We start from the raw sequence: 19,043 nt of genomic DNA, 5'->3' as shown, positions 1-19,043 counted from the left end.
TGACCCACGTGTCACGGCGTTCCGCTGCGGGCTGGGGTGCCGCTCAGGCCGGGTGGGCCGCCTTGGCGGCCGGGCTGAGCTCGCCGCTCTTGCCACCTGGCTTGGCGAACTCGGACGTCTGCAAGCGGCCTCCTGAAATCTTTTCGCAAGTGCCCGTGGGAACCAGGATCCAGGCTTCCGCGTCGCGGTCCATTTTGGCCGTGGCGGCGCAGGAACTCTTGCTGGTGCCGCAGTCGTTCTTGCCAGCCTTGGCAATGCCCGCGCATTTTTCATTGCTGCCTGCCGCTGCCATGGCCTGGGAGGTGGCGCCGGCAATGCCAAGTGCCAGCATGCCTGCAATTGCGCCGCGGATGATTTGATCGCTGTTCATGATGCACACTCCGTATTCGGTTGGGTTCAGGACAGGAGGGATACCTGTCTCTGGACTGCAGTATGGAAAGGCGAGCTCACGCTTGTTTCGCTCAAATTTCAAATTTTCTTCACGACGGCGTGGGTGGTGACAGGCCGCAGCCATGGCCACGCCGGCGGAGGGCTTTCCATCCACGAAATGCGTTCTAGAATGGTTCAGTGGCTCCCACGCCGCAAACCGGGCGGCAAGGACGGTCATGCCGATATCCCGCAGGTTTCAAGATGAGGTAAAGCCATGTCGCGCCAGGTTCTGGTGATCGAGGACGACGCAGATATCGCCGAACTGGTACGGCTGCAGGTGAGCGGCCTGTCTTGCGACGTGAAAGTGATCAACCATGGCAGGGCGGGACTGGAAGAGGCACTGAGCCGTCCCTATGACCTGGTCATCCTGGACCTGATGCTGCCGGGTGCCGACGGGCTGGAAATCTGCCGGCGTCTGCGTGCAGAACCGCGCTATACCCCCATCCTCATGCTCACGGCACGCTCTACTGAACTGGACCGGGTGCTGGGACTGGAGATGGGCGCCGACGACTACCTGACCAAGCCCTTCAGCGTCCTGGAGCTGACCGCGCGGGTCAAGGCGATCTTCCGGCTGATCGACACCCTGGCCAACCCGCCATCGGGTGGCCCCAGGGCAGTGCAGGTCAAGGCCCTGCACATCGATATCGACAAGCGTGAAGTGAGCGTGCGCGGCGCACCTATCTGCCTTACCGCCAAGGAATTCCAGCTGCTCCTCTACTTTGCCAGCAATCCGGGGCGCGTCTTCAGCCGCGCCCAATTGCTGGATCAGGTCTGGGGCTATAGCCATAGTGGCTACGAGCACACCGTAAGTTCGCACATCAACCGACTGCGCGCCAAAATCGAGCTCGACCCCAACGAGCCAGAGTACATCCAGACCGTATGGGGCGTGGGCTACAAGTTCAGCAACGCGTAGCGGGGGAAGAGAAAAGAAGGGGGAAGGGGGCTACATGTTCCAAACCCTGTACGGGAGACTGGCGGTGGTGCTGATGGCGGTGTTCATTACCATCGGTGCGCTGATGATCCTCGCCTCTCAGAAGATGATCGAGACGCAGCGCCTGATCGAACTGGCGACCGACCTCATCATCGGTACGGTGGCCTTCAGCCTGGTGGCGGCGCTGATCGTGTTTCGGCTGTTGACGGTGCGGCTACGCGTGCTGTCGGAAGCCATCGAGACATTCCGGGTGGGCGGTTTCTCCACGCCGGTGCGACTGGCGCAAGACGGCCGTGCGGACGACGAGATCCAGAAGCTCAGCACGGCCTTCGAGGAAATGTCCGAGCGTATCGTCACGCAGTTCGCCCAGCTGTCACAGGTGGACCAGCAACGGCGCGAGTTGCTTGCCAATGTCTCCCACGATCTGCGTACGCCGCTCGCATCAATGCAGGGTTACCTGGAAATGCTGCTGCTGAAGGCCGAAGAGCTGACGCCCGAAGACCGCAATCGCTACCTGCAGGTGGCCACCAGGCATTGCGAGCGGCTTGGCAAGCTGGTGCAGGACCTATTTGACCTGACCAAGCTGGAAGCGCGGGAGGTTCAGCCGCGCCTGGAGAGCTTCCCGTTGTCGGAACTGGCGCAGGACGTGGTCCAGAAGTTTGCTCTGGCGGCAAACAAGCGCGGACTGGCCCTGCTGGCGACATCGGGTCCCGGGTGCCCGCCAGTGAATGCCGATATCGGCATGATCGAGCGGGTACTGGAAAACCTGATCGAGAACGCCATGCGCTATACGCCTGCTGGCGGAGAAATCAGCGTCGATGTCCAGGCCGCCGGGGAGCGCGTCGAACTGACCGTGCGCGATACCGGCCAGGGCATAGACGCGAGCCAGGTACAGGGTGTGTTCGACCGCTATTACCGGGTGGAGCGGACGGAGTCTGACAATGGCAGCAACGTCGGTCTCGGGCTGGCCATCAGCCGGCGCATAGTCCAGTTGCACGGCGGCGAGATCCGTGTGCGCAGCGCGCTCGGCAAGGGCACCGCCTTTACGATCGACCTGGCGCGGGGATAAGGCAGGCGGCGCACGCGTCGAAGTCAATGATGGTCGCGTCCAGGATGCGTCGCTGGATAAAGTCGGCCAGCGCGAAGCCGTGCGCAGCCTGCAGCGCCTGTTGATATGCCGGCTCGAGCGCGGCACCGCCATCCAGTGCCTCGAGCATGGTGTATTCGCCGACCGACAGGGACTGCACTTCAACCACAAAGCCGCTGCGCCTGACCAGCAGCCAGTCGCCGCCGATGTCGACGTCGATCTCGGTATCGTCGGCTGTATCCGGCTGGTTGGCCCGCCAGATATGCAGTACAGGAAACGGCGACGCGAGCAAGCGGCAGGCTGGGTTCAGCGTCAGGCGCAGGACTGCGGCATCGGCCTCGGCGAGCGCGCCCAGGCGGTTGAGCGCGAGCGGCTCGGCATCTGCCGCGTGGAACACCTCATGCATGAGCCATTCGAGCCTCGCCACATCGGGCAGGTAGCGCAAGCCCGCCGCCGGCCCGAATTGCGCGAGGAAGTTGGGAAAGCTCTCGCCGAAGCGCTGGATGTCGCCACTGGTAGATGGGCAGGCCCGGATATACCGGGCCGCCGTGGCATCGAAGAAAGATTCGCCCACCAGGCGCTCGATCACGGGGAATACGGCGCGCAGGGCCTCGCACAAGTTGTGGCGCACGTTGCTGGCATAGATGCCGAGGCACCGCTGCCCGTCAATGGCGCCGCCAACGATGTGGTCGGACAGTGCAGCCGTGTCCTGCTCGAGCACCGCCCGGGCAAAGCAACCCTGGATTTCATGCAATGAAGGCATCGTCGGTCTCCAGCATCTGGTCGGCCCTGCGGGCTTCTTCGAGCAGTACCTCGAGCGGGGGAATGTCGGTATCCCACTCGATCAGGGTGGGAACCGGGCCAAAGCGGGCGAGCGCATGCCGATAGAGGCTCCATACCGGCTCCGCCACACGCTGGCCATGGGTGTCGATCAGCATGCCGCCGCTGTGGTCAAAGCCGGCCAGGTGGATCTCGTTCACGGCGCCCACGGGAATCGCATCGATATAGCCCGATGCATCGGTGCCGTGGTTGACCGCGTTGACGTAGATGTTGTTGACGTCAAGGAGGATGCCACAACCGGTTCGCGCCACCAGCGCCGCGATAAATTCAGGCTCGGGAATCGTCGAGTGGGTGAACCGGAGATAGCTGGTGATGTTCTCCACCAGCAACTGCTGTTGCAGGTAGTCTTGTACTTCCGCCACGTGCCCGCACACGATGGCGAGCGACTCCTCGGTGTAGGGCAGGGGCAGCAGGTCGTTAAGGTAGCGGCCTCCGATGCGGCCCCAACTCAGGTGTTCGGATACCAGCCCTGGCTGGAAGCGCCGGATCAGTGCAGCCAGACGCTGCAGGTGTGCGCGATCCGGCCGGTCCGTAGCGCCCAGGCACAGGCCGACCCCGTGCAGGCTCAGCGGGTAGGTAGCCCGTACCTGCGCGAGGTAGTGAAGGGGCTGACCGCCATCACCGAAGTAGTTTTCACTATGGACTTCGAACCATCCTGTGGGCGGTGTTTCCGTCAGGACCTGCCGATAGTGTGGCGCGCGCAAGCCGATCCCGGCGCCGGACGGGACGGGGGCTCCCAGATTCGGGTGGAGGCTGGTGGTTGGCATCGGAGGTCCTGTCGGTGGCGATTTCACTCAGTGTCACTCTGGCCGACAAAGATCACGAAACTCTCACGCGGCGTTCAATTAAATCCGTCGATTAGCGCCAATGGGCAGGCGAGGGCGTGTTTCCGCGGCACTGGTTGGTGGCGGGATCGTGGGCTATGTTAGGAAGGGCTCGCGCCGGCATGTCACGCGTGGGTGGCACAGACGCGGCATTCCTCGACAGTGGCTGGGCAAGGTGTAAGGCAAAGGCCATTTTGTTGGGATACGAGTCTGCACGGACGGGGGCGGAACCGGAAAGGATATCAAGATGCGCCTGAGAGGAAAGCTGCTGCTGCCGCCGGCGTTGATCAGCGTAGTGCTGATTGGCTACCTCTTGCTTGGCTGGGTGCCTGGCGCCGGCCCACCCGGCACACGCACTGGCATCGCACTGGTTGCGGCAATCGGGCTGGCGCTGCTGCTCGGCGTCCTCGCACTTGCCATTCACGTCTACTTGGGACGTCCGCTCGGCGCGCTGCTGCGCAACTGTGCCGCGTCCGAGGCCACACGCGATGATGGCATCGGCCGCGGCACACCCAATGAATTTCATCAGATTCGCCAGCTCGTCATGGACCTGCGTGCCCGCGCAGAGTCCTCGCAAAGCGCGCTGGCGTTGTCGGTGGAACAGCGCCAACAGCAGGAAATCGCGCTGCGTTCCAGCGAAGAGCGCTATGCCTTGGCCATGCGCAGCGCCGATGACGGCCTGTGGGAATGGAATTTCCAGACCAACCAATTCCACCTGTCGCAACGCTGGAAGGCCATGCTCGGCTTTGAAGAAAACGAAATCCCGGACAGCCTGCAGGCCTGGAAGGAACGGGTGCATCCCGCCGATTTGCTGGCCGTCGAGCAAGCGTTGGCACGGCATATCGAAGGGGCCAGCCCGCGTTATCAACAACAGTGCCGATTACTGCACAAAGACGGACAGTATCGGTGGGTCAATTCCCTGGGCAGCGCCATTCGCCATGCCAACGGCAAGGCATTGCGGCTGGTCGGCCTGGATACCGATGTGACCCGGATCAAGCGCGTCGAGGACATTCTCAGGCACATCGTCGAAGGCACCGCCGGCACGTGTGGCGACGAATTCTTTCGCGCCCTGGTGCGCCACTTCGCCGCCGCGCTGGACGTCCCCTGCGCCTTCGTCACTGAATGTACGGGGTGGCCACCACGGCGGGTCCACACGCTGGCCTTCTGGTTCAAGGACGACTTTCGCGACAACGTCGAATATGACCTGGCCGGTACGCCTTGCGAAGCCGTTTTCGAGCACGGCGCGCCGGTGTTCTATCCGGAAGGGATTGGCAATCTGTTTCCGCGGGAGCAGGGCTTTGAATGCTATTACGGCTTGCCGATCCAAGACAGCCGGGGCAAGGTGATCGGGCATATGGCCTTCCTCAATATTCGAAAGATGAAAGAGGAAGAAGTCTTGATGGATTACGTGTACCGCATCTTTACCGCGCGCGCCGCCGCCGAGATCGAGCGTAAGGCCGTTCTCGAACACCTGACGCGAGCGCAGGCAGCGTCCGGCGCCGGGTAGTGCCGTGACCAGCGGCGTGATACACAGCGCCGGCACGCAGCTACTTAACATCTCCGCCCGATACGGCGTTCTTGCCCGCATGGGGCTGAGCGCGACCAAGCCACCAAAGGCATCACCGGTCGACTCTTGCCGGCGCGATGGTGCGCCGTGACGAAAATTTGAACTTTGGCGGATGGAAGCGTGAGTTCTGTTGCACACACTACGGACCAAGGACAGCGCGTCAGTCTGTCCGAGACGAAACCCGTGATGGCCCCGTCATGACCATGTCGAGGCGCGTGACAAGGAGATGGAAATGCTCAAGAAAGTCGTATTGCTCGTTGCGGCCGGTGCCGCGCTCAGTGCCGGTGTCGCCAATGCTGCCATCGGGATGCGGGATATTTATACCGATGGCGCTGTGATGGGGCCGCGAGACCCCTATACCGATGGTGGTAGAGCTATTACCGAAAGGCGGGATGTGTTTATGGATGGCGCGAGAATCACCAACCGCGATGGGTACATCGAAGAGAGCTCACAAAGGTAATTGCCGACTGACTTGAAGAAGTACCCCAAGTGATGGGCGCGCCCTCTTTGCGACCATTTGCGAGCCCCCCGAAGGATCCCTTTGCGGGGGTGTTCCATTTTGAAGGCCACGGTGCATCGGGTACAGGAAGGCGCGTTTGACGACGCCGTCGCGCACATGGCCAGTGTGTTGCTGTTGATGCCTGTCGAGGCCGTGAGCAGACGACGCCCTTGACGATGGCCAGCCCAAGCCCGAGGCTCTGCCGGGCTGTCGCTGCGCGCCCCGTCGGCACGGTAGAAGCGGTCAACCAGGCGGTTGGCACCTCTAAACACAAATCTTCTGCCAAGCCCTGTCTCCGCCTTACGGCAGCGCCGGCCTCGCTTTCGCCCACATGCTGCGGCCAACCGCGCGCTAACCAATCGAGCCTAGGAACGCATCCAGACCAACATTCCATAGAACAGCACCGCCAGGAAAAGGGTCTCCGGCACCATCAAAGCCACGGGCTTCCAGCCCACACCGCCACCAGCACGGCGGCCGCTTGTTCGCCCAGGTGGGACCCCACGCGATGCGGATCGGGATGATGCTGCCGGTCAGCCCGGCGGTGCCCGAAGCGACCCGCTCGCGCGTCCCGCCGCAGGCTGACGGAGGGCCGATTGCAGGTTTGGCAGAGTTGGGAAGTTTGGTAGCCCCGCTGCCGCGCCGCTTCAATTCTTGAATTCGTGCGGCGCATCGTATATTTTCGAGGGGCATTCCGGTGGTTGCCGGCCGTGCCGGCCGGTGCCTGTCACGATGATCGGGTTCATACAAGCCGCACTCGATAACGCATGCCCGGAACAAGGGCTGTCAACCCCGTCCGCGCAGTGCGCGCGTGACCCTGCGCAGTTGCTTATCGCTGCCGCCTTGCTCCTGCCCATCAGAAAGGAGCTGCCATGGATGCAGTCCGGACATTGCTCGAAACCCAGCCGCTGCTCACGCTGTTCCTCACGGTTGCACTTGGCTATGTCATCGGCGAGATCAATATCAAGGGCGTGTCGCTCGGTTCGGGCGCGGTGCTGTTCGTGGGGCTGGCGATCGGCGGGTTCGCGCCGAAGTCCGCGCCGCCTGCCATCCTTGGCACCCTAGGGCTGCTGCTCTTTCTCTATGGCATTGGGATCCAGTACGGGGAGCAGTTTTTTAAGGGTCTGACCAGCCCAGATGGCATCAAGGCCAACGCCGCTGCGGTCCTTGGCGTGGTTGGCTCCGGACTGGTCGCGGTTGCGTTGGTGCCGCTGGTCGGCGTAAAGCTCGACGAGTCGCTAGGCATGTTCGCCGGCGCGGGCACCAGTACGGCAAGCCTGCAGGCCGCGATGGCGGCGATGAAGAGCGACGGCGCCGCGGTGGGCTACAGCGTCGCGTACCCGGTCGGCGTGGCAGGGCCGATCCTGTTTCTGTATGCCCTCACCGCGCTGCTCAAGCCGAATATCGTGCGGCCGCCACCAAAGCTGATTGAGACCGCCGAGATTGCGCTGACAAACCCGGCGTTTATCGGCGTGCGGCTGTCGGAGATGGTAGCGCGCCTACCGGACGGGGTGGCGATTGCCGCCGTGCGTCGCGCCCACCACAACCACCCGTCCGCCGACGACCTAGTCCTGCAGGCCAACGACGTGCTGCTCGCGACCGCCACCGACCCGGCCGTGCTGCGTGAAGCCACCTCGCTGTGCGGGGAACTGCAGCCGGGCCGCATGACGAGCCATCGCGAAGACCTGGACTATATGCGCGTGTTCGCCTCAAGCCGGCTCGTGGTCGGGCACACGCTGCGCGATATCCGTTTTCCCGAAGGCATGGTCTGCTCGATCGCCCATGTGCGGCGCGGCGATGCGGACCTGATGCCCCGCGATGACCTCACCCTCGAGTTCGGTGACCGCGTCGGCCTGCTGGTCAATCGCGCCCACATGAAGCCGATTCGCGCGCTGTTTGGCGACTCCATCAAGGGCACCGCCGAACTGAGCTTTATCTCGATCGGCATCGGCGCGGCCCTCGGGCTGCTGGTGGGGCTGATCCCGGTGCCGATTCCCGGCGTCGGCACGCTGGCGCTGGGGCTCGCCGCGCTGCTGCTGGTCGCGCTCGTGCTCGGCCGGGTGCGCCGTCTCGGGCCGTTCGTCTGGACCATGCCGCTGTCGGCCAACCTGGTCCTGCGCAACTTCGGGCTGACCATCTTCCTCGCACAGGTAGGCATTGCATCCGGGCCGAAGTTCTTCGCCACCATCGGCGTGACCGGGGTGTCCTTCCTGATCTATGGCGTGGTGATTCTGCTTGCGCTGCTGCTGATTACTGCGATCTTCTGCCTCTGGGTCTTCAGGCTGCCGTTCGACCTGGCGGTGGGCGTGATCTGCGGCGCGACCGGCAATCCCGCCATCCTTGCCTTTGCCAACCGCGTCGCGCCCACCGACCGGCCCGACCTCGGCTACTCGATGATCTTCCCGTCAATGACCATCGTGAAAATCCTGTTCGTACAGGTCGCCGCCACACTGGCTGGCGGATAGTGCAGGGCAACCTGGGCGAAGCGCGCCATGCGATTCGCCGCGGAGACACATCATGGAAATCGCCGTTTTCAGCGCAAAGTCCTACGATCGTCAACATCTCGATGCCGCGAATGCGGCCGAAGGCCATCAGCTCAAGTACTTCGAAGTTCCCTTGGACAGTGAGACGGTGGGCCTCGCCGCGGGCCACGGCGCAGTGTGCATCTTCGTCAATGACCGGGCCGATGCGACCGTGCTGGAAGCGCTCGGACGCGGCGGCACCAAGCTGGTCGCGCTGCGCTGCACGGGGTTCAACAACGTCGACCTGAAAGCCGCGCAGGCGCTCGGGATCAAGGTAGTGCGCGTTGTCGACTACTCGCCCAACGCGGTCGCCGAGCACGCGGCGGCCCTGCTGATGGCGGTCAACCGCAAGATCCACCGAGCCTACAACCGCACGCGGGACTTCAATTTCTCGCTTGAAGGCCTGATGGGCTTCGACCTGTGCGGCAAGACCGTGGCCGTGATCGGCACCGGCAAGATCGGGCGCGTGTTTGCGAAAATCATGGTCGGGTTCGGTTGCAACGTGATCGGCTACGACAAGTACCCGTCCCCGGAATTCGAGGCCCTTGGTGGACGCTACGCGTACGAGGGAGAAATCGGCGCAAGCGCGGACTGCATCTCGCTGCACTGCCCGCTCACGCCCGAGACCTATCACATCATCAACGCCGAAACGCTGTCGCGCGCCAAGCCGGGAGCCTTGCTCATCAACACTAGCCGCGGCGGGCTGATCGACACGGAAGCAGTCATCGAAGCGCTCAGGAGCGGGCAACTCGGCGGGCTGGCGATCGACGTGTACGAGCAGGAGGCGGACCTGTTCTTCCGCGACCTGTCCGGCACCATCGTCGACGACTCCGTGCTGCAGCAGCTAATCACCTTTCCTAACGTGATCGTGACCGGGCACCAAGCCTTCCTCACGCGCGAGGCCGTGACGACCATTTGCGAAACAACCTTGCGCAGCGTGACGGAGTTCGAAAGCGGCAAGTCGCTCACGAACGAAGTCGGCGCCAGTTGAACACGGCTGTCGGCCTCATGTCGCGCCCCGCTAATGGCTTAAACCGCTCCCCGAAAAGCCCGCCGCCCAATCCACGATCGCGCGCACTCGAGACGCCAGATGCCGGGAGAACGAATACAGCACCACCGGCAAATCTGGCCACCGCCACGGCGCCAACAACTGCGACCAGCCGGCCAGCACGGATCGTGCAGCGTTCCGTGCGCGGCTAGCGAATCGGGACTGGCACACAGCACCTCCGGCACATCCGCCAACCGCTGACCACCAGAGACGAATCGCGCGGATGCCCGCGCGCACCTCGCGGTAGATCCCATCGCCCAGCAGGTCGACCAGCCGGGTCGCCGCTGGTGACGAGCAAGTCGAGCTGGGGATAACGGTCGCAGTACCAGGACGTGCTGCTCGAAGCGGCGCCCTGGCAGCGTGCGGCCGCTTGCTCCATCCCACGAATCGGTGCTGGCCTGTTCAGCATGACAGTGGCCGCGTGGGGTAAGGCGATGTCTAGAAATATTCTTGCCACTCCGGGGTCGGCTTGCCATCTTGTAGCGCTATTGCGGTTGCGAAACATCCACGGGGCAGATCACCGTCGAAAAGGACCCACAGCCTCGAAATGACTAGCATGTGCGGCGGCGGCAATGTCATTGTGCGCGGCAGGGCAGTTATCTCCGGAATGATTGCCGGCGACTTGCTGGTCGACGGGGGAACGGTAGAACTGCGCAGCATGGTGAAAGGCTCTGTGTACGAAGGCAGCGGCCAGTTCCACGGTGGGCCGACTGCGCAAATCATGGGAAAGCGCATCAGGCGATCCGTGGCAGCGTAAGACCCGGGCTCTGGCCACGGCTTCTGTAGCGCTTGGCATGAAATGCAAAGTCGATGGAATCTGTTGCAAAGCGCCGGCACGCGCCCGGTTCTACATTGGTCTCCATACGCGGCGCACCTCGCGCCGCCCTTGACCCAGGAGACTAAAGCTGTGGAAAAAATTGTCCGGATGTACGAGATCGGCGGGCCGGAAGTGCTGCGCTATGAAAGCACTGAAGTGGGCGACCCCGGCCCCGGCCAAGTACGCATCCGCCACGTGGCGGTTGGCCTGAACTATGCAGATACGTATTTCCGCAACGGGACTTACCGCGTGCCGCTGCCCTCGGGCATGGGCGTGGAAGCGGCTGGCGTGGTGCAGGCGATCGGCCCGGACGTCACCAATGTTGCCGTCGGCGATCGCGTGACCTATACCGGCTTCATCAATACCCTGGGCGCGTACAGCACCTCGCGCCTGGTGCCCGCCGCAGCGCTGATCCGCCTGCCTGAGACGATCAGCTTCGAGACCGCGGCGGCCATGACCATGCGCGGGCTGACCTCGGCTTACCTGATGCGCCGCATCCACGCCTTCAAGGCAGGCGACAGCATCCTGCTGCACGCCGCGGCCGGTGGCGTGGGTCTGATCGTTTCGCAGTGGGCCAAGCTGCTGGGCCTGACCGTGATCGGCACAGTTTCCTCCGAAGCCAAGGCCGAGGTGGCGCGGGCGCACGGCTGCGATCATGTCATCAACTACAGCCATGAAGACGTGGCGGAGCGGGTGCGCGCGCTGACCGATGGCGTCGGCGTGTCGGTGGTGTTCGACAGCGTGGGCAAGTCGACCTTCATGGCGTCGCTGGATTCGCTCAAGCGGCGCGGCACCATGGTATGCGTAGGCACCGCCTCGGGCCCGATTCCTCCGTTCGACCCGGTGCTGCTGGCAATGAAGGGCTCGTTGTTCCTGACACGTCCTGCGCTGGCGGACTACATCGCCGACCCGGCCGAAAAGGCCGAACTGGCCGGCGAACTGTTCGATCACGTCGGCGCGGGCCGTATCCGCATCGAGATCAACCAGCGCTATGCCCTGGAAGATGCGGTGCAGGCACACCAAGACCTGGAGTCGCGCAAGACCACAGGCTCTTCGATCTTCGTCATCTGAGGCAACGCCATGCAAGTCCAACAAACTACCTGCGCGCTTGGCGCCGAACTGAGTGGTGTCGACCTAGCCGATGCGATTCGCGACGACGGCCTGTTTGCCGAGATCCGCGCCTTGCTGCTGGAGCACCGCGTTCTGTTCCTGCGCAACCAGCAGTTCAGCCGCGCCGAACATGTCGCCTTTGCCCGGCGCTTTGGCGAGCTGGAAGACCATCCCGTCGCCGGCAGCGATCCCGAGCACCCGGGCCTGGTCCGCATCTACAAGACCCCGGACCAGCCCAACGACCGCTACGAGAACGCCTGGCACTCCGATGCCACCTGGCGCGAAGCCCCGCAGTTCGGCGCCGTGCTGCGCTGCGTGGAATGCCCGCCAGTTGGCGGCGACACTATGTGGGCCAATATGGCACTTGCCTATGAGCGCCTGCCTGCGTACATCAAGGAGCAGATCGCCGACCTGCGCGCGCGCCACAGCATCGAGGCCTCTTTTGGTGCGGCGATGCCGATCGAGAAGCGCCTGGCGCTGAAGGCCCAGTATCCCGACGCGGAACACCCGGTGGTGCGCACGCACCCGGATACCGGCGAGAAGATCCTCTATGTGAACGCCTTCACCACGCATTTCACCAACTACCACACGCCTGGGCGGGTGCGCTCCGGCCAGGACGCCAATCCGGGCGCGGGCGACCTGCTGCGCTACCTGGTCAGCCAGGCGTATATCCCCGAATACCAGGTGCGCTGGCGCTGGGAACCCAACTGCGTGGCGATCTGGGACAACACCGCCACCCAGCACTACGCCGTGATGGACTATCCGCCTTGCCACCGCAAGATGGAGCGCGCGGGCATTATCGGCAGCAAGCCGTACTGATGGACAAGGCAGGACAAGCAATGCAAGACAACCTGATTACGGCCGCACAGTCGGCCTACGCTTACCCGCTGCTGGTCAAGCAGCTCCTGATCAACTCGGTCAGTCTCTACGGCGACCAGGAGATCAGCTACCGCGGCCAGATGCGCTACACCTTCCGCGATTTCCGCGGCCGCATCGGCCAGCTGGCCTCGGCGCTCACCGCGCTCGGTGCCGGCCACGGGACCACCGTGGCGGTGATGGACTGGGACAGCCATCGCTACCTGGAGTGCTACTTCGGCGTACCCATGATGGGCGCGACGCTGTTCACGGTGAACGTGCGGCTGTCGCCCCAGCAGATCCTGTACACGCTGAACGACGCCGGCGCGGACGTCGTACTGTTCCATGCGGACTTCGCGCCGGTGCTCGAGCAGATCCGCGGCGAGCTGACCTGCAACCCGCGCTTCGTGCTGATGGCCGACGGCCAGGACGCACCGGCGCTAACCTTGCCGCTGGCGGGGGAGTATGAGGCGCTGCTCGACGACGCGTCGCCCGACTTCGAGTTCAGGGACTTCGACGAGAACACCAAGGCCGCGACCTTCTACACCACCGGCACCACCGGCGATCCCAAGGGCGTCTGCTACAGCCACCGCGAGATCGTGCTGCACACGCTGGCATCGGCAACCAGCCTGTGTTCGCCGCGCGAGGGCCAGCGCATGCATCGTGAAGACGTCTATATGCCGATCACGCCGATGTTCCACGTGCTGGCATGGGGCATCCCGTACATTGCCATGATGCTGGGCCTGCGTACCGTACTGCCGGGCCGCTACGCCCCAGATGCGCTGCTGAAGCTGCGCGAGACCGAGAAAGTCACCTTCTCGCACTGCGTGCCGACCATCCTGCAGATGCTGCTGCAGTCCGCGCAGGGCAGCGCGCAGGACCTGTCGGGTTGGAAGATCATCATCGGCGGCTCGGCGCTGCCGCCCGCGCTGTGCGAGGCGGCGCTGGCGCGGGGCATCGACATCTTTGCCGGCTACGGCATGTCCGAGACCGGCCCGATCGTGTCGCTGGCCCAGATTCCGCCGGGTTGTACGCCCAGGGACCGCGCCGAGGAAGTCCGCATGCGCTGCTCGACCGGCCGCCCGGTGACGCTGGTGGACTACCGCATTGTCAGCGAAGACATGCAGGACTTGCCGCGCGACGGCAAGAGCCGCGGCGAGATCGTGCTGCGCGCGCCGTTCCTGACCAAGGGCTATTTCGGCAAGCCGCAAGCGTCGGAAGACCTGTGGTCGGGCGGCTTCCTGCATACCCAGGATGTCGCGGTGATGGGCGAGGACGGCTTCGTGCAGATCGTCGACCGTATCAAGGACGTCATCAAGACTGGCGGCGAATGGGTGTCTTCCATTGAAGTGGAGAACCTGATCACGGAGGTGCCGGGGGTGCAGGAATGCGCCGTGATCGGCGTGCCAGATGCGAAGTGGGGCGAGCGGCCGATGGCCTTCGTGGTGCGCAAGGCGGGCGCCGAAGTCAAGGCCGAGCAGATCCGCGACCAGCTGATGGCGCACGCGGATTCGCGCCGGATCAGCAAGTATGCCGTACCGGAGGCCGAGCGCATCACCTTCATTGAAGCGATCCCGAAGACCAGTGTCGGCAAGATCAACAAGAAGCAGCTGCGCGAAGACGCAGCCTGAAGGGTAGTAAAGGGAATTCGCGGCAGTCCTCGGGCGGGGACTGCCGCTTTTTTTTGCTTTATCGCCGATCGGTGTTTGACATGAGGGGCTAGGCCTCGGGTTGGTGGCAGACTACTTCGATGTTGTGCCCGTCCGGACCAATGACGACCGCTGCATAGTAGTTTGCGTGGTAGTGCGGTCGCAGGCCAGGCGCACCGTTGTCCTTGCCACCCGCCTCCAGAGCCGCGCGATAGAAAGCTTCGACTTGCTGCCGAGTCTCGGCCGCGAACGCCAGGTGAAGATGCGCCGGCTTTTCCTCGGGAGGGGTATAGCTTGCGCGATGGCTGGGAGAGAACCCGCAACGGTGGGTTCTTTCGCTCGCGTCACGGGCAAAAGCAAAGCGCCTCCCGAAGGAGGCGCACAGGCTGCCGGCGTGTGGCCGGGGTCAGGGCTGGATATTGAAGGTCTTTACGATCGCAGCATTGCGCTCAAACTCGGCATTCAGGGACTGGTTCAGTTCCGACAGCGTCTGCTCGCGCATCGGCTCATAGCTCAATGCCTGCATCCGTTCCTGCACCTTGGGCGTTGCCGCCGCCTTGTAAGTGGCGGCCTGGATCTTCTGCGCCAGCTCTGCGGGCACGCGCGCCGAGGCAATCACGCCGACCCAGTTGCTGAACTCCACATCCGGATAACCCAGCTCCGCGAAGGTCGGCACCTGGGGCAGCAGCGGCGAGCGGTTCTTTGAAGCCACTGCATAGGCTTGCAGCTTGCCGGCCTTGATCATCGGCAGCGAGGTCACCATGCCGTCGTACATCAGCGCGATCTGGCCGCCCATCACCTGGGCCAGCGCCGGCGAGGAGCCGGCAAAGGGAACGTGCGCAAGGTCGAGCCCGGCCTTCTGGTTCATGATCACGCCGGCATAGTGGGATGCGGTGCCGGCGCTATAGGAGGCAAAGCTCAGCTTGCCAGGGTTGGCATGCACGTAGTTCACTAGGCTCTTGAAGTCCTTGGCGGGCAGGGACGGCGCGCCCACCAGCAGCAGGCGCGAGCGTGCCACCGCGGCCACGGGCCGGATATCCTTCATCGTGTTGTACGGCGTCTTGAGCACGTGGGGGACTTCAGTCAGCACATTAGTGGCCGTCACCATGATGGTCTGGCCGTCAGGCGGTGCCTGCAGCATGGCGCTGATGGCGATGCCGCCGCCGGCGCCCGGCTTGTTGTCGACCACGACCGGCTGGCCGAGATCCTGCGACAGCTGGTCGGCCAGAAGGCGGGCAATCACGTCCATGGTGCCGCCGGCAGGGGCCGGCACCAGCATGCGTACAGGCTTGTTGGTCCACGCCATGGCCGAGGGCATGGACAGGGCCATGACGGCGCTGACGGCGGCTAAGGCGGCGTGGCGCAGGCGAAAAAGGGCAGGGCGTTGAGGCATCTGTGTCTCCGTTGAAAGTCTAGGGTATGGATACGCCCATGCCAGCCTTCTTGTCGGGGGCAGTTACACGGGATATTGCAGAAAAATCGAGGCGTGGGCGCAATGCCGCCGTCGCCAGGGTGTTCAGGCGGTGGCCCGGGTGGCGCGCTGCTTCGCGCGCGCCAGCGTGTGCAGCATGGCTTCCAGCAGCGCGGCGGGAGGCCGCGCGCCAGACACGCTGCGGGTGCCGTCGAAGATAAAGTGCGGCACGCCTAGTCCGGCACGCAAGACCGGTTCTTGCGGGCCGCCGAGTGACGGCAGCCAGTCCAGGTCACGGTGTGCATCCGCATCGGGTTGAGCCGGGACCTGATCCGGAATCGCGACGCCGCAGGTCGCGGCGGCCTGTCGCAGCACGCGCGGATCACCGATGTTCTCGGCGCGCAGGAAGTAGCGCGTGAACAGCTCGTCGATCAGCGCAGCGGCCGCGTCTGCCCCCGCCTGTTGCCGGGCAAGGCGTACCAGGCGATGGGCCAGCAGGGTGTTCGGGAAGGTCTCGATGCGATCCAGTGCCAGGGTGAGGCCGGCATCTTGTGCCGCGGCACAGACCTGTGCCTGGCGTGCCGCCACTGCCTGGGGGCTGCCCAGGCGTGCCACATAGAAGTCGCGGTAGGGCAGGCCGGCCGGCGGCATGGCCGGAATCAGCGGATAAGAACGCCATTCCACCTGCACGGCGACGTCGGGACGCTCCCGCCCGAGCAAGGCGATGGCGCTTTCCAGGTGCTTCTTGCCGATCAGGCACCAGGGACAGATCAGGTCGAAATAGGCCTCGACCGAAAGCGTGGACGGATGGTTCATGGCAGCAGCTTCAAGACGCCAGCCGGCGAGCCCGGCGCAGGCCGCAGCAGGCTGTGGAATATCAGGGGGTGGGCGCCGGGGCGCGGCTGCGCCACGACTGGCGCGCCGGCAGCGAAGCCATGACCTCGGCGCGCTCTGCGTCGGTCATCTGCGCCCAGCGGCCGATCTCGACCGCAGTCCTGCCGCAGCCCTGGCAATACTTGCCAGCGAGGTCCATGCGGCAGATGTTCAGGCATGGATTGATGACGGAGAGGGGCGGGTTCATGGCTTGCAAGGTAAGTTGGACGACGGTGCGGCGGCAGGCGCTTGCGCCCGCTGCCGCACCGGTGCGCGCGTCAGGCCGCGCGCAGGGGCAGGTTCTTCTGGCCGGCCTTGCGGTTCGGCGCCATGCCGTGCGCGGCCAGGGTTTCGTCGGCGCTGTCGTACCAGGTGCCGATGCGGTAGATCTCGCGGGCTTCCTTGCCCGAGGCGATCTCGCGGCCCAGTTCCTTGGCCACGCGCACGCACTGCTCGATCTGCTGCACGGAAGTCATGCGGTTGCCGTGCTGGTCGATGATGGTGTCCTCGATGCCGCAGCGCGGGTGCAGGCCCATTGACATCGCCATCATGTTGAACGGAAGCACGTTCTTCAGCAGCGATTCCGCGGTCAGCGTGCAACCGTCCGGCGCGCGGTGCACGAAGTTGAAGAAGTTGAACGGGTTGGGACCGTCAAAGCCGCCGCCGATGCCGATCCAGGTCAGGTTCAACGGACCCTTGTAGTGGCCTGCGCGCACCATGCGCTCCAGCGTTTCCATGGCATGGATGCCGGTGAGCTGGAAGTGCGGCTGGATGCCTGCGTTGCTCAGGCGGCGCAGGTGCTCTTCCACCCAGCCCGGGCCGGCCGGCACCGTCATTTCGCGGTAGGCAGCCTGGTAGGCGGGATGCTCCAGCGAGGTACCCTTCAGGTATTCGGGGTACAGCAGCTCCATGATGTTCATCTGCGTGGTGTTGATCGCCACGGTCACCTGGTCCGGCTTCGGGTCCAGTTCAGCCAGCATGTGGCGGGTATCGTCCGACAGCCACTTGGCCGCCTGGCCGTCGTCTTCCGGCGCGAAGGAGATGGAGCCGCCCACCTGGATGATCATGTCCGGCACCGCGGCGCGCACGCCGGCGATCAGTTCGTTGAACTTGGACAGGCGCTTGGAGCCCTTGCCGTCCAGTTCGCGCACGTGTAGGTGCAGCACGGTGGCGCCGGCGTTGTAGCAATCCACGGCCTTTTGGATTTGATCTTCCATCGTCACCGGAATATCTTCCGGGAAATCCGCGGGCATCCACTCGGGGCCGTACGGCGCCACGGTGATGACCACCTTGTCCTGGTTTTCGGGGTGCAGGGAATCGTCGAGGAATTGCACAGTTGCTCCTGGTATGTTGTGGGCGGACCGCCTGGATTTCCGCCTGCCTGGCGGCACCTGACGGTCGCGTTTGCGGTATCAAGTTCAGTGGCTGAAGTATCGTGTATCGACACGCGGCGATTTGACGATCCGGGACGAACGATTTACATTTCGGGACAGTCAGGGAAAACACGATGTCCTACTACCTTCGCAGCGCCAGCCTCACCAACTATGTGGAAGTCGCCCGCGCGGTAGGGCTCGACCCGCACCAGCAACTGCGCGCGGCCAGGATCGGCCGCGACGTCCTGCTGGACCCCGATATCCGCATCCCGGCGGGGCTGGTGGGCCGCTTGCTGGATGCGTCGGCGCGCGCTTCGCAGGCGGACGACTTCGGCCTGCGCATGGCGGAGTTGCGCCAGTTCTCCAACCTCGGGCCGCTGGCCTTCGTGGTGCGCGAGCAGCCCACGCTGCGCCGGGCGCTGGAGTCCATGGTGCTTTACATGGGCCTGCAGAATGAGGCGCTCGCGATGCGCCTGGAAGAGGCCGAAGGCCTGGTGATGATCCGGCTGCAGATCCTGAGTGAGCAGCCCGGCACGCTGCGCCAGGCCACTGACCTGGCCGTCGGGGTGATGTACCGCATGCTCAGCCTGTTTCTCGGGCCGAGCTGGCGGCCGCGCAGCATCTGCTTCACGCATGCCGCGCCCGCCAGCCTGGCTACCTTGGCGCGCGTGTTCGGCATGCCGGCGTTGTTCAACCAGGACTTTGACGGCATCGTCTGCGTGGCATCGGACCTGGACGCGCCGCTGCCTTCCTATGACCCGGTGATGGCGGGGCAGGTGCAGCGTTATCTCGGCACCTTGCTCGCGCAGGCAAACAGCACCATGGCGGACAAGGTGCGCAAGCTGGTCTACGTGCTGCTGCCGGGCGGCATGTGCTCGGTTGATCGCGTGGCGCAGCATCTTGGCGTGGACCGCCGCACGGTACACCGGCGCCTGTTGCAGGAGGGCACCACGTATTCGCAGATCCTCAATGAGGCGCGCGCGGGGCTGGTGATCGGCTATATCGAAAACACGGAGCGGCCGCTTTCGGAAGTGGCCACGCTGCTGGGATTTTCTTCGCTGAGTGCGTTTTCGCGCTGGTTCAGCGGGCAGTTCGGCTGCAGCGTGTCGAAGTGGCGCACGCAGCAGCAGGCGCAGGAGCGTGTGACGGACATCGCGGAGCCGGCGCAAGGACTGCTCTAGGCATCGATCCGCATTTCCATCGCGCACACG

General features: G+C 64.3%; 17 protein-coding genes and 1 pseudogene. 10 read left to right on the top strand and 8 right to left on the bottom strand.

Annotation, left to right across the window (positions count from 1 at the left end; genetic code table 11):
• Positions 1–43: 43 nt before the first annotated feature.
• A complete protein-coding gene (locus AC1Q7H_RS30135; RefSeq protein ID WP_249221175.1) occupies positions 44–607 on the bottom strand; it encodes a BufA1 family periplasmic bufferin-type metallophore in 564 nt (187 codons plus the stop codon).
• A 36-nt stretch (positions 608–643) separates the two neighbouring features.
• Between AC1Q7H_RS30135 and AC1Q7H_RS30130 the strand changes: the two genes are divergently transcribed.
• Together AC1Q7H_RS30130 and AC1Q7H_RS30125 are read left to right on the top strand one after the other, a co-directional pair.
• Complete coding sequence (locus AC1Q7H_RS30130) at positions 644–1,342, top strand: response regulator transcription factor (protein ID WP_211979741.1); 699 nt, start codon at positions 644–646, stop codon at positions 1,340–1,342.
• Positions 1,343–1,376: 34 nt separating this feature from the next.
• Entirely contained in the window at positions 1,377–2,429 is a 1,053-nt protein-coding gene (locus AC1Q7H_RS30125; protein ID WP_153955790.1) for a sensor histidine kinase, read from the top strand.
• Here the strand turns inward: AC1Q7H_RS30125 and AC1Q7H_RS30120 are convergent.
• Both AC1Q7H_RS30120 and bufB read right to left on the bottom strand, forming a co-directional pair.
• Complete coding sequence (locus AC1Q7H_RS30120) at positions 2,404–3,210, bottom strand: HvfC/BufC N-terminal domain-containing protein (RefSeq protein ID WP_492382093.1); 807 nt, start codon at positions 3,208–3,210, stop codon at positions 2,404–2,406. The two genes, AC1Q7H_RS30125 and AC1Q7H_RS30120, sit on opposite strands and share 26 nt — an antisense overlap.
• Positions 3,194–4,054, bottom strand: coding sequence for an MNIO family bufferin maturase (gene bufB, locus AC1Q7H_RS30115; RefSeq protein WP_153955792.1), 861 nt, complete (start codon positions 4,052–4,054; stop codon positions 3,194–3,196). Before bufB ends, AC1Q7H_RS30120 begins: the two co-directional genes overlap by 17 nt.
• Before the next feature lie 304 nt (positions 4,055–4,358).
• Between bufB and AC1Q7H_RS30110 the strand changes: the two genes are divergently transcribed.
• The 7 genes from AC1Q7H_RS30110 to AC1Q7H_RS30080 all read left to right on the top strand — a co-directional run bounded on the left by AC1Q7H_RS30110 (position 4,359) and on the right by AC1Q7H_RS30080 (position 14,157).
• Positions 4,359–5,618 (top strand): PAS domain-containing protein, encoded by a 1,260-nt coding sequence (locus tag AC1Q7H_RS30110; protein ID WP_211979742.1) that lies wholly within the window; start codon positions 4,359–4,361, stop codon positions 5,616–5,618.
• Positions 5,619–5,910: 292 nt separating this feature from the next.
• Positions 5,911–6,138 (top strand): hypothetical protein, encoded by a 228-nt coding sequence (locus AC1Q7H_RS30105; RefSeq protein ID WP_420872233.1) that lies wholly within the window; start codon positions 5,911–5,913, stop codon positions 6,136–6,138.
• Positions 6,139–7,046: 908 nt separating this feature from the next.
• Positions 7,047–8,639 (top strand): aspartate:alanine exchanger family transporter, encoded by a 1,593-nt coding sequence (locus tag AC1Q7H_RS30100; RefSeq protein ID WP_492382092.1) that lies wholly within the window; start codon positions 7,047–7,049, stop codon positions 8,637–8,639.
• 52 nt (positions 8,640–8,691) lie between these two features.
• Positions 8,692–9,687 carry a 2-hydroxyacid dehydrogenase gene (locus AC1Q7H_RS30095; RefSeq protein WP_153955796.1) on the top strand — a complete coding sequence of 332 codons (996 nt, stop codon included), beginning with the start codon at positions 8,692–8,694 and terminating at the stop codon, positions 9,685–9,687.
• A gap of 964 nt (positions 9,688–10,651) precedes the next feature.
• Positions 10,652–11,632, top strand: coding sequence for a quinone oxidoreductase family protein (locus tag AC1Q7H_RS30090; protein ID WP_035816476.1), 981 nt, complete (start codon positions 10,652–10,654; stop codon positions 11,630–11,632).
• Positions 11,633–11,641: 9 nt separating this feature from the next.
• On the top strand, positions 11,642–12,490 hold the full coding sequence (locus tag AC1Q7H_RS30085; RefSeq protein WP_153955797.1) for a TauD/TfdA dioxygenase family protein: 849 nt from the start codon (positions 11,642–11,644) through the stop codon (positions 12,488–12,490).
• A gap of 20 nt (positions 12,491–12,510) precedes the next feature.
• Positions 12,511–14,157: a fatty acid--CoA ligase gene (locus AC1Q7H_RS30080; protein WP_013956804.1), complete on the top strand. Its 1,647-nt coding sequence runs from the start codon at positions 12,511–12,513 to the stop codon at positions 14,155–14,157.
• A gap of 88 nt (positions 14,158–14,245) precedes the next feature.
• On the opposite strand, the pseudogene AC1Q7H_RS30075 reads toward AC1Q7H_RS30080, so the two are convergent.
• The 5 genes and pseudogenes from AC1Q7H_RS30075 to AC1Q7H_RS30055 form a co-directional block, all read right to left on the bottom strand.
• A pseudogene (locus AC1Q7H_RS30075) lies at positions 14,246–14,455 on the bottom strand (VOC family protein); the annotation flags it as partial.
• 126 nt (positions 14,456–14,581) lie between these two features.
• Complete coding sequence (locus AC1Q7H_RS30070) at positions 14,582–15,568, bottom strand: Bug family tripartite tricarboxylate transporter substrate binding protein (protein ID WP_013956805.1); 987 nt, start codon at positions 15,566–15,568, stop codon at positions 14,582–14,584.
• Between the two features lie 123 nt (positions 15,569–15,691).
• Positions 15,692–16,402 carry a DsbA family oxidoreductase gene (locus AC1Q7H_RS30065; protein ID WP_013956806.1) on the bottom strand — a complete coding sequence of 237 codons (711 nt, stop codon included), beginning with the start codon at positions 16,400–16,402 and terminating at the stop codon, positions 15,692–15,694.
• A 61-nt stretch (positions 16,403–16,463) separates the two neighbouring features.
• Positions 16,464–16,667, bottom strand: coding sequence for a DUF1289 domain-containing protein (locus tag AC1Q7H_RS30060; RefSeq protein ID WP_013956807.1), 204 nt, complete (start codon positions 16,665–16,667; stop codon positions 16,464–16,466).
• Between the two features lie 70 nt (positions 16,668–16,737).
• Positions 16,738–17,793 (bottom strand): beta-keto acid cleavage family enzyme, encoded by a 1,056-nt coding sequence (locus AC1Q7H_RS30055; RefSeq protein WP_013956808.1) that lies wholly within the window; start codon positions 17,791–17,793, stop codon positions 16,738–16,740.
• Between the two features lie 173 nt (positions 17,794–17,966).
• Here AC1Q7H_RS30055 and AC1Q7H_RS30050 point away from each other — a divergent pair, with 173 nt between their 5' ends.
• A complete protein-coding gene (locus AC1Q7H_RS30050) occupies positions 17,967–19,013 on the top strand; it encodes an AraC family transcriptional regulator (protein ID WP_153955798.1) in 1,047 nt (348 codons plus the stop codon).
• Positions 19,014–19,043 lie beyond the last annotated feature (30 nt).

The organism is Cupriavidus sp. GW823-FHT06D04, from assembly GCF_058795055.1.
This window is presented reverse-complemented; position numbering and strand designations above follow the sequence as displayed.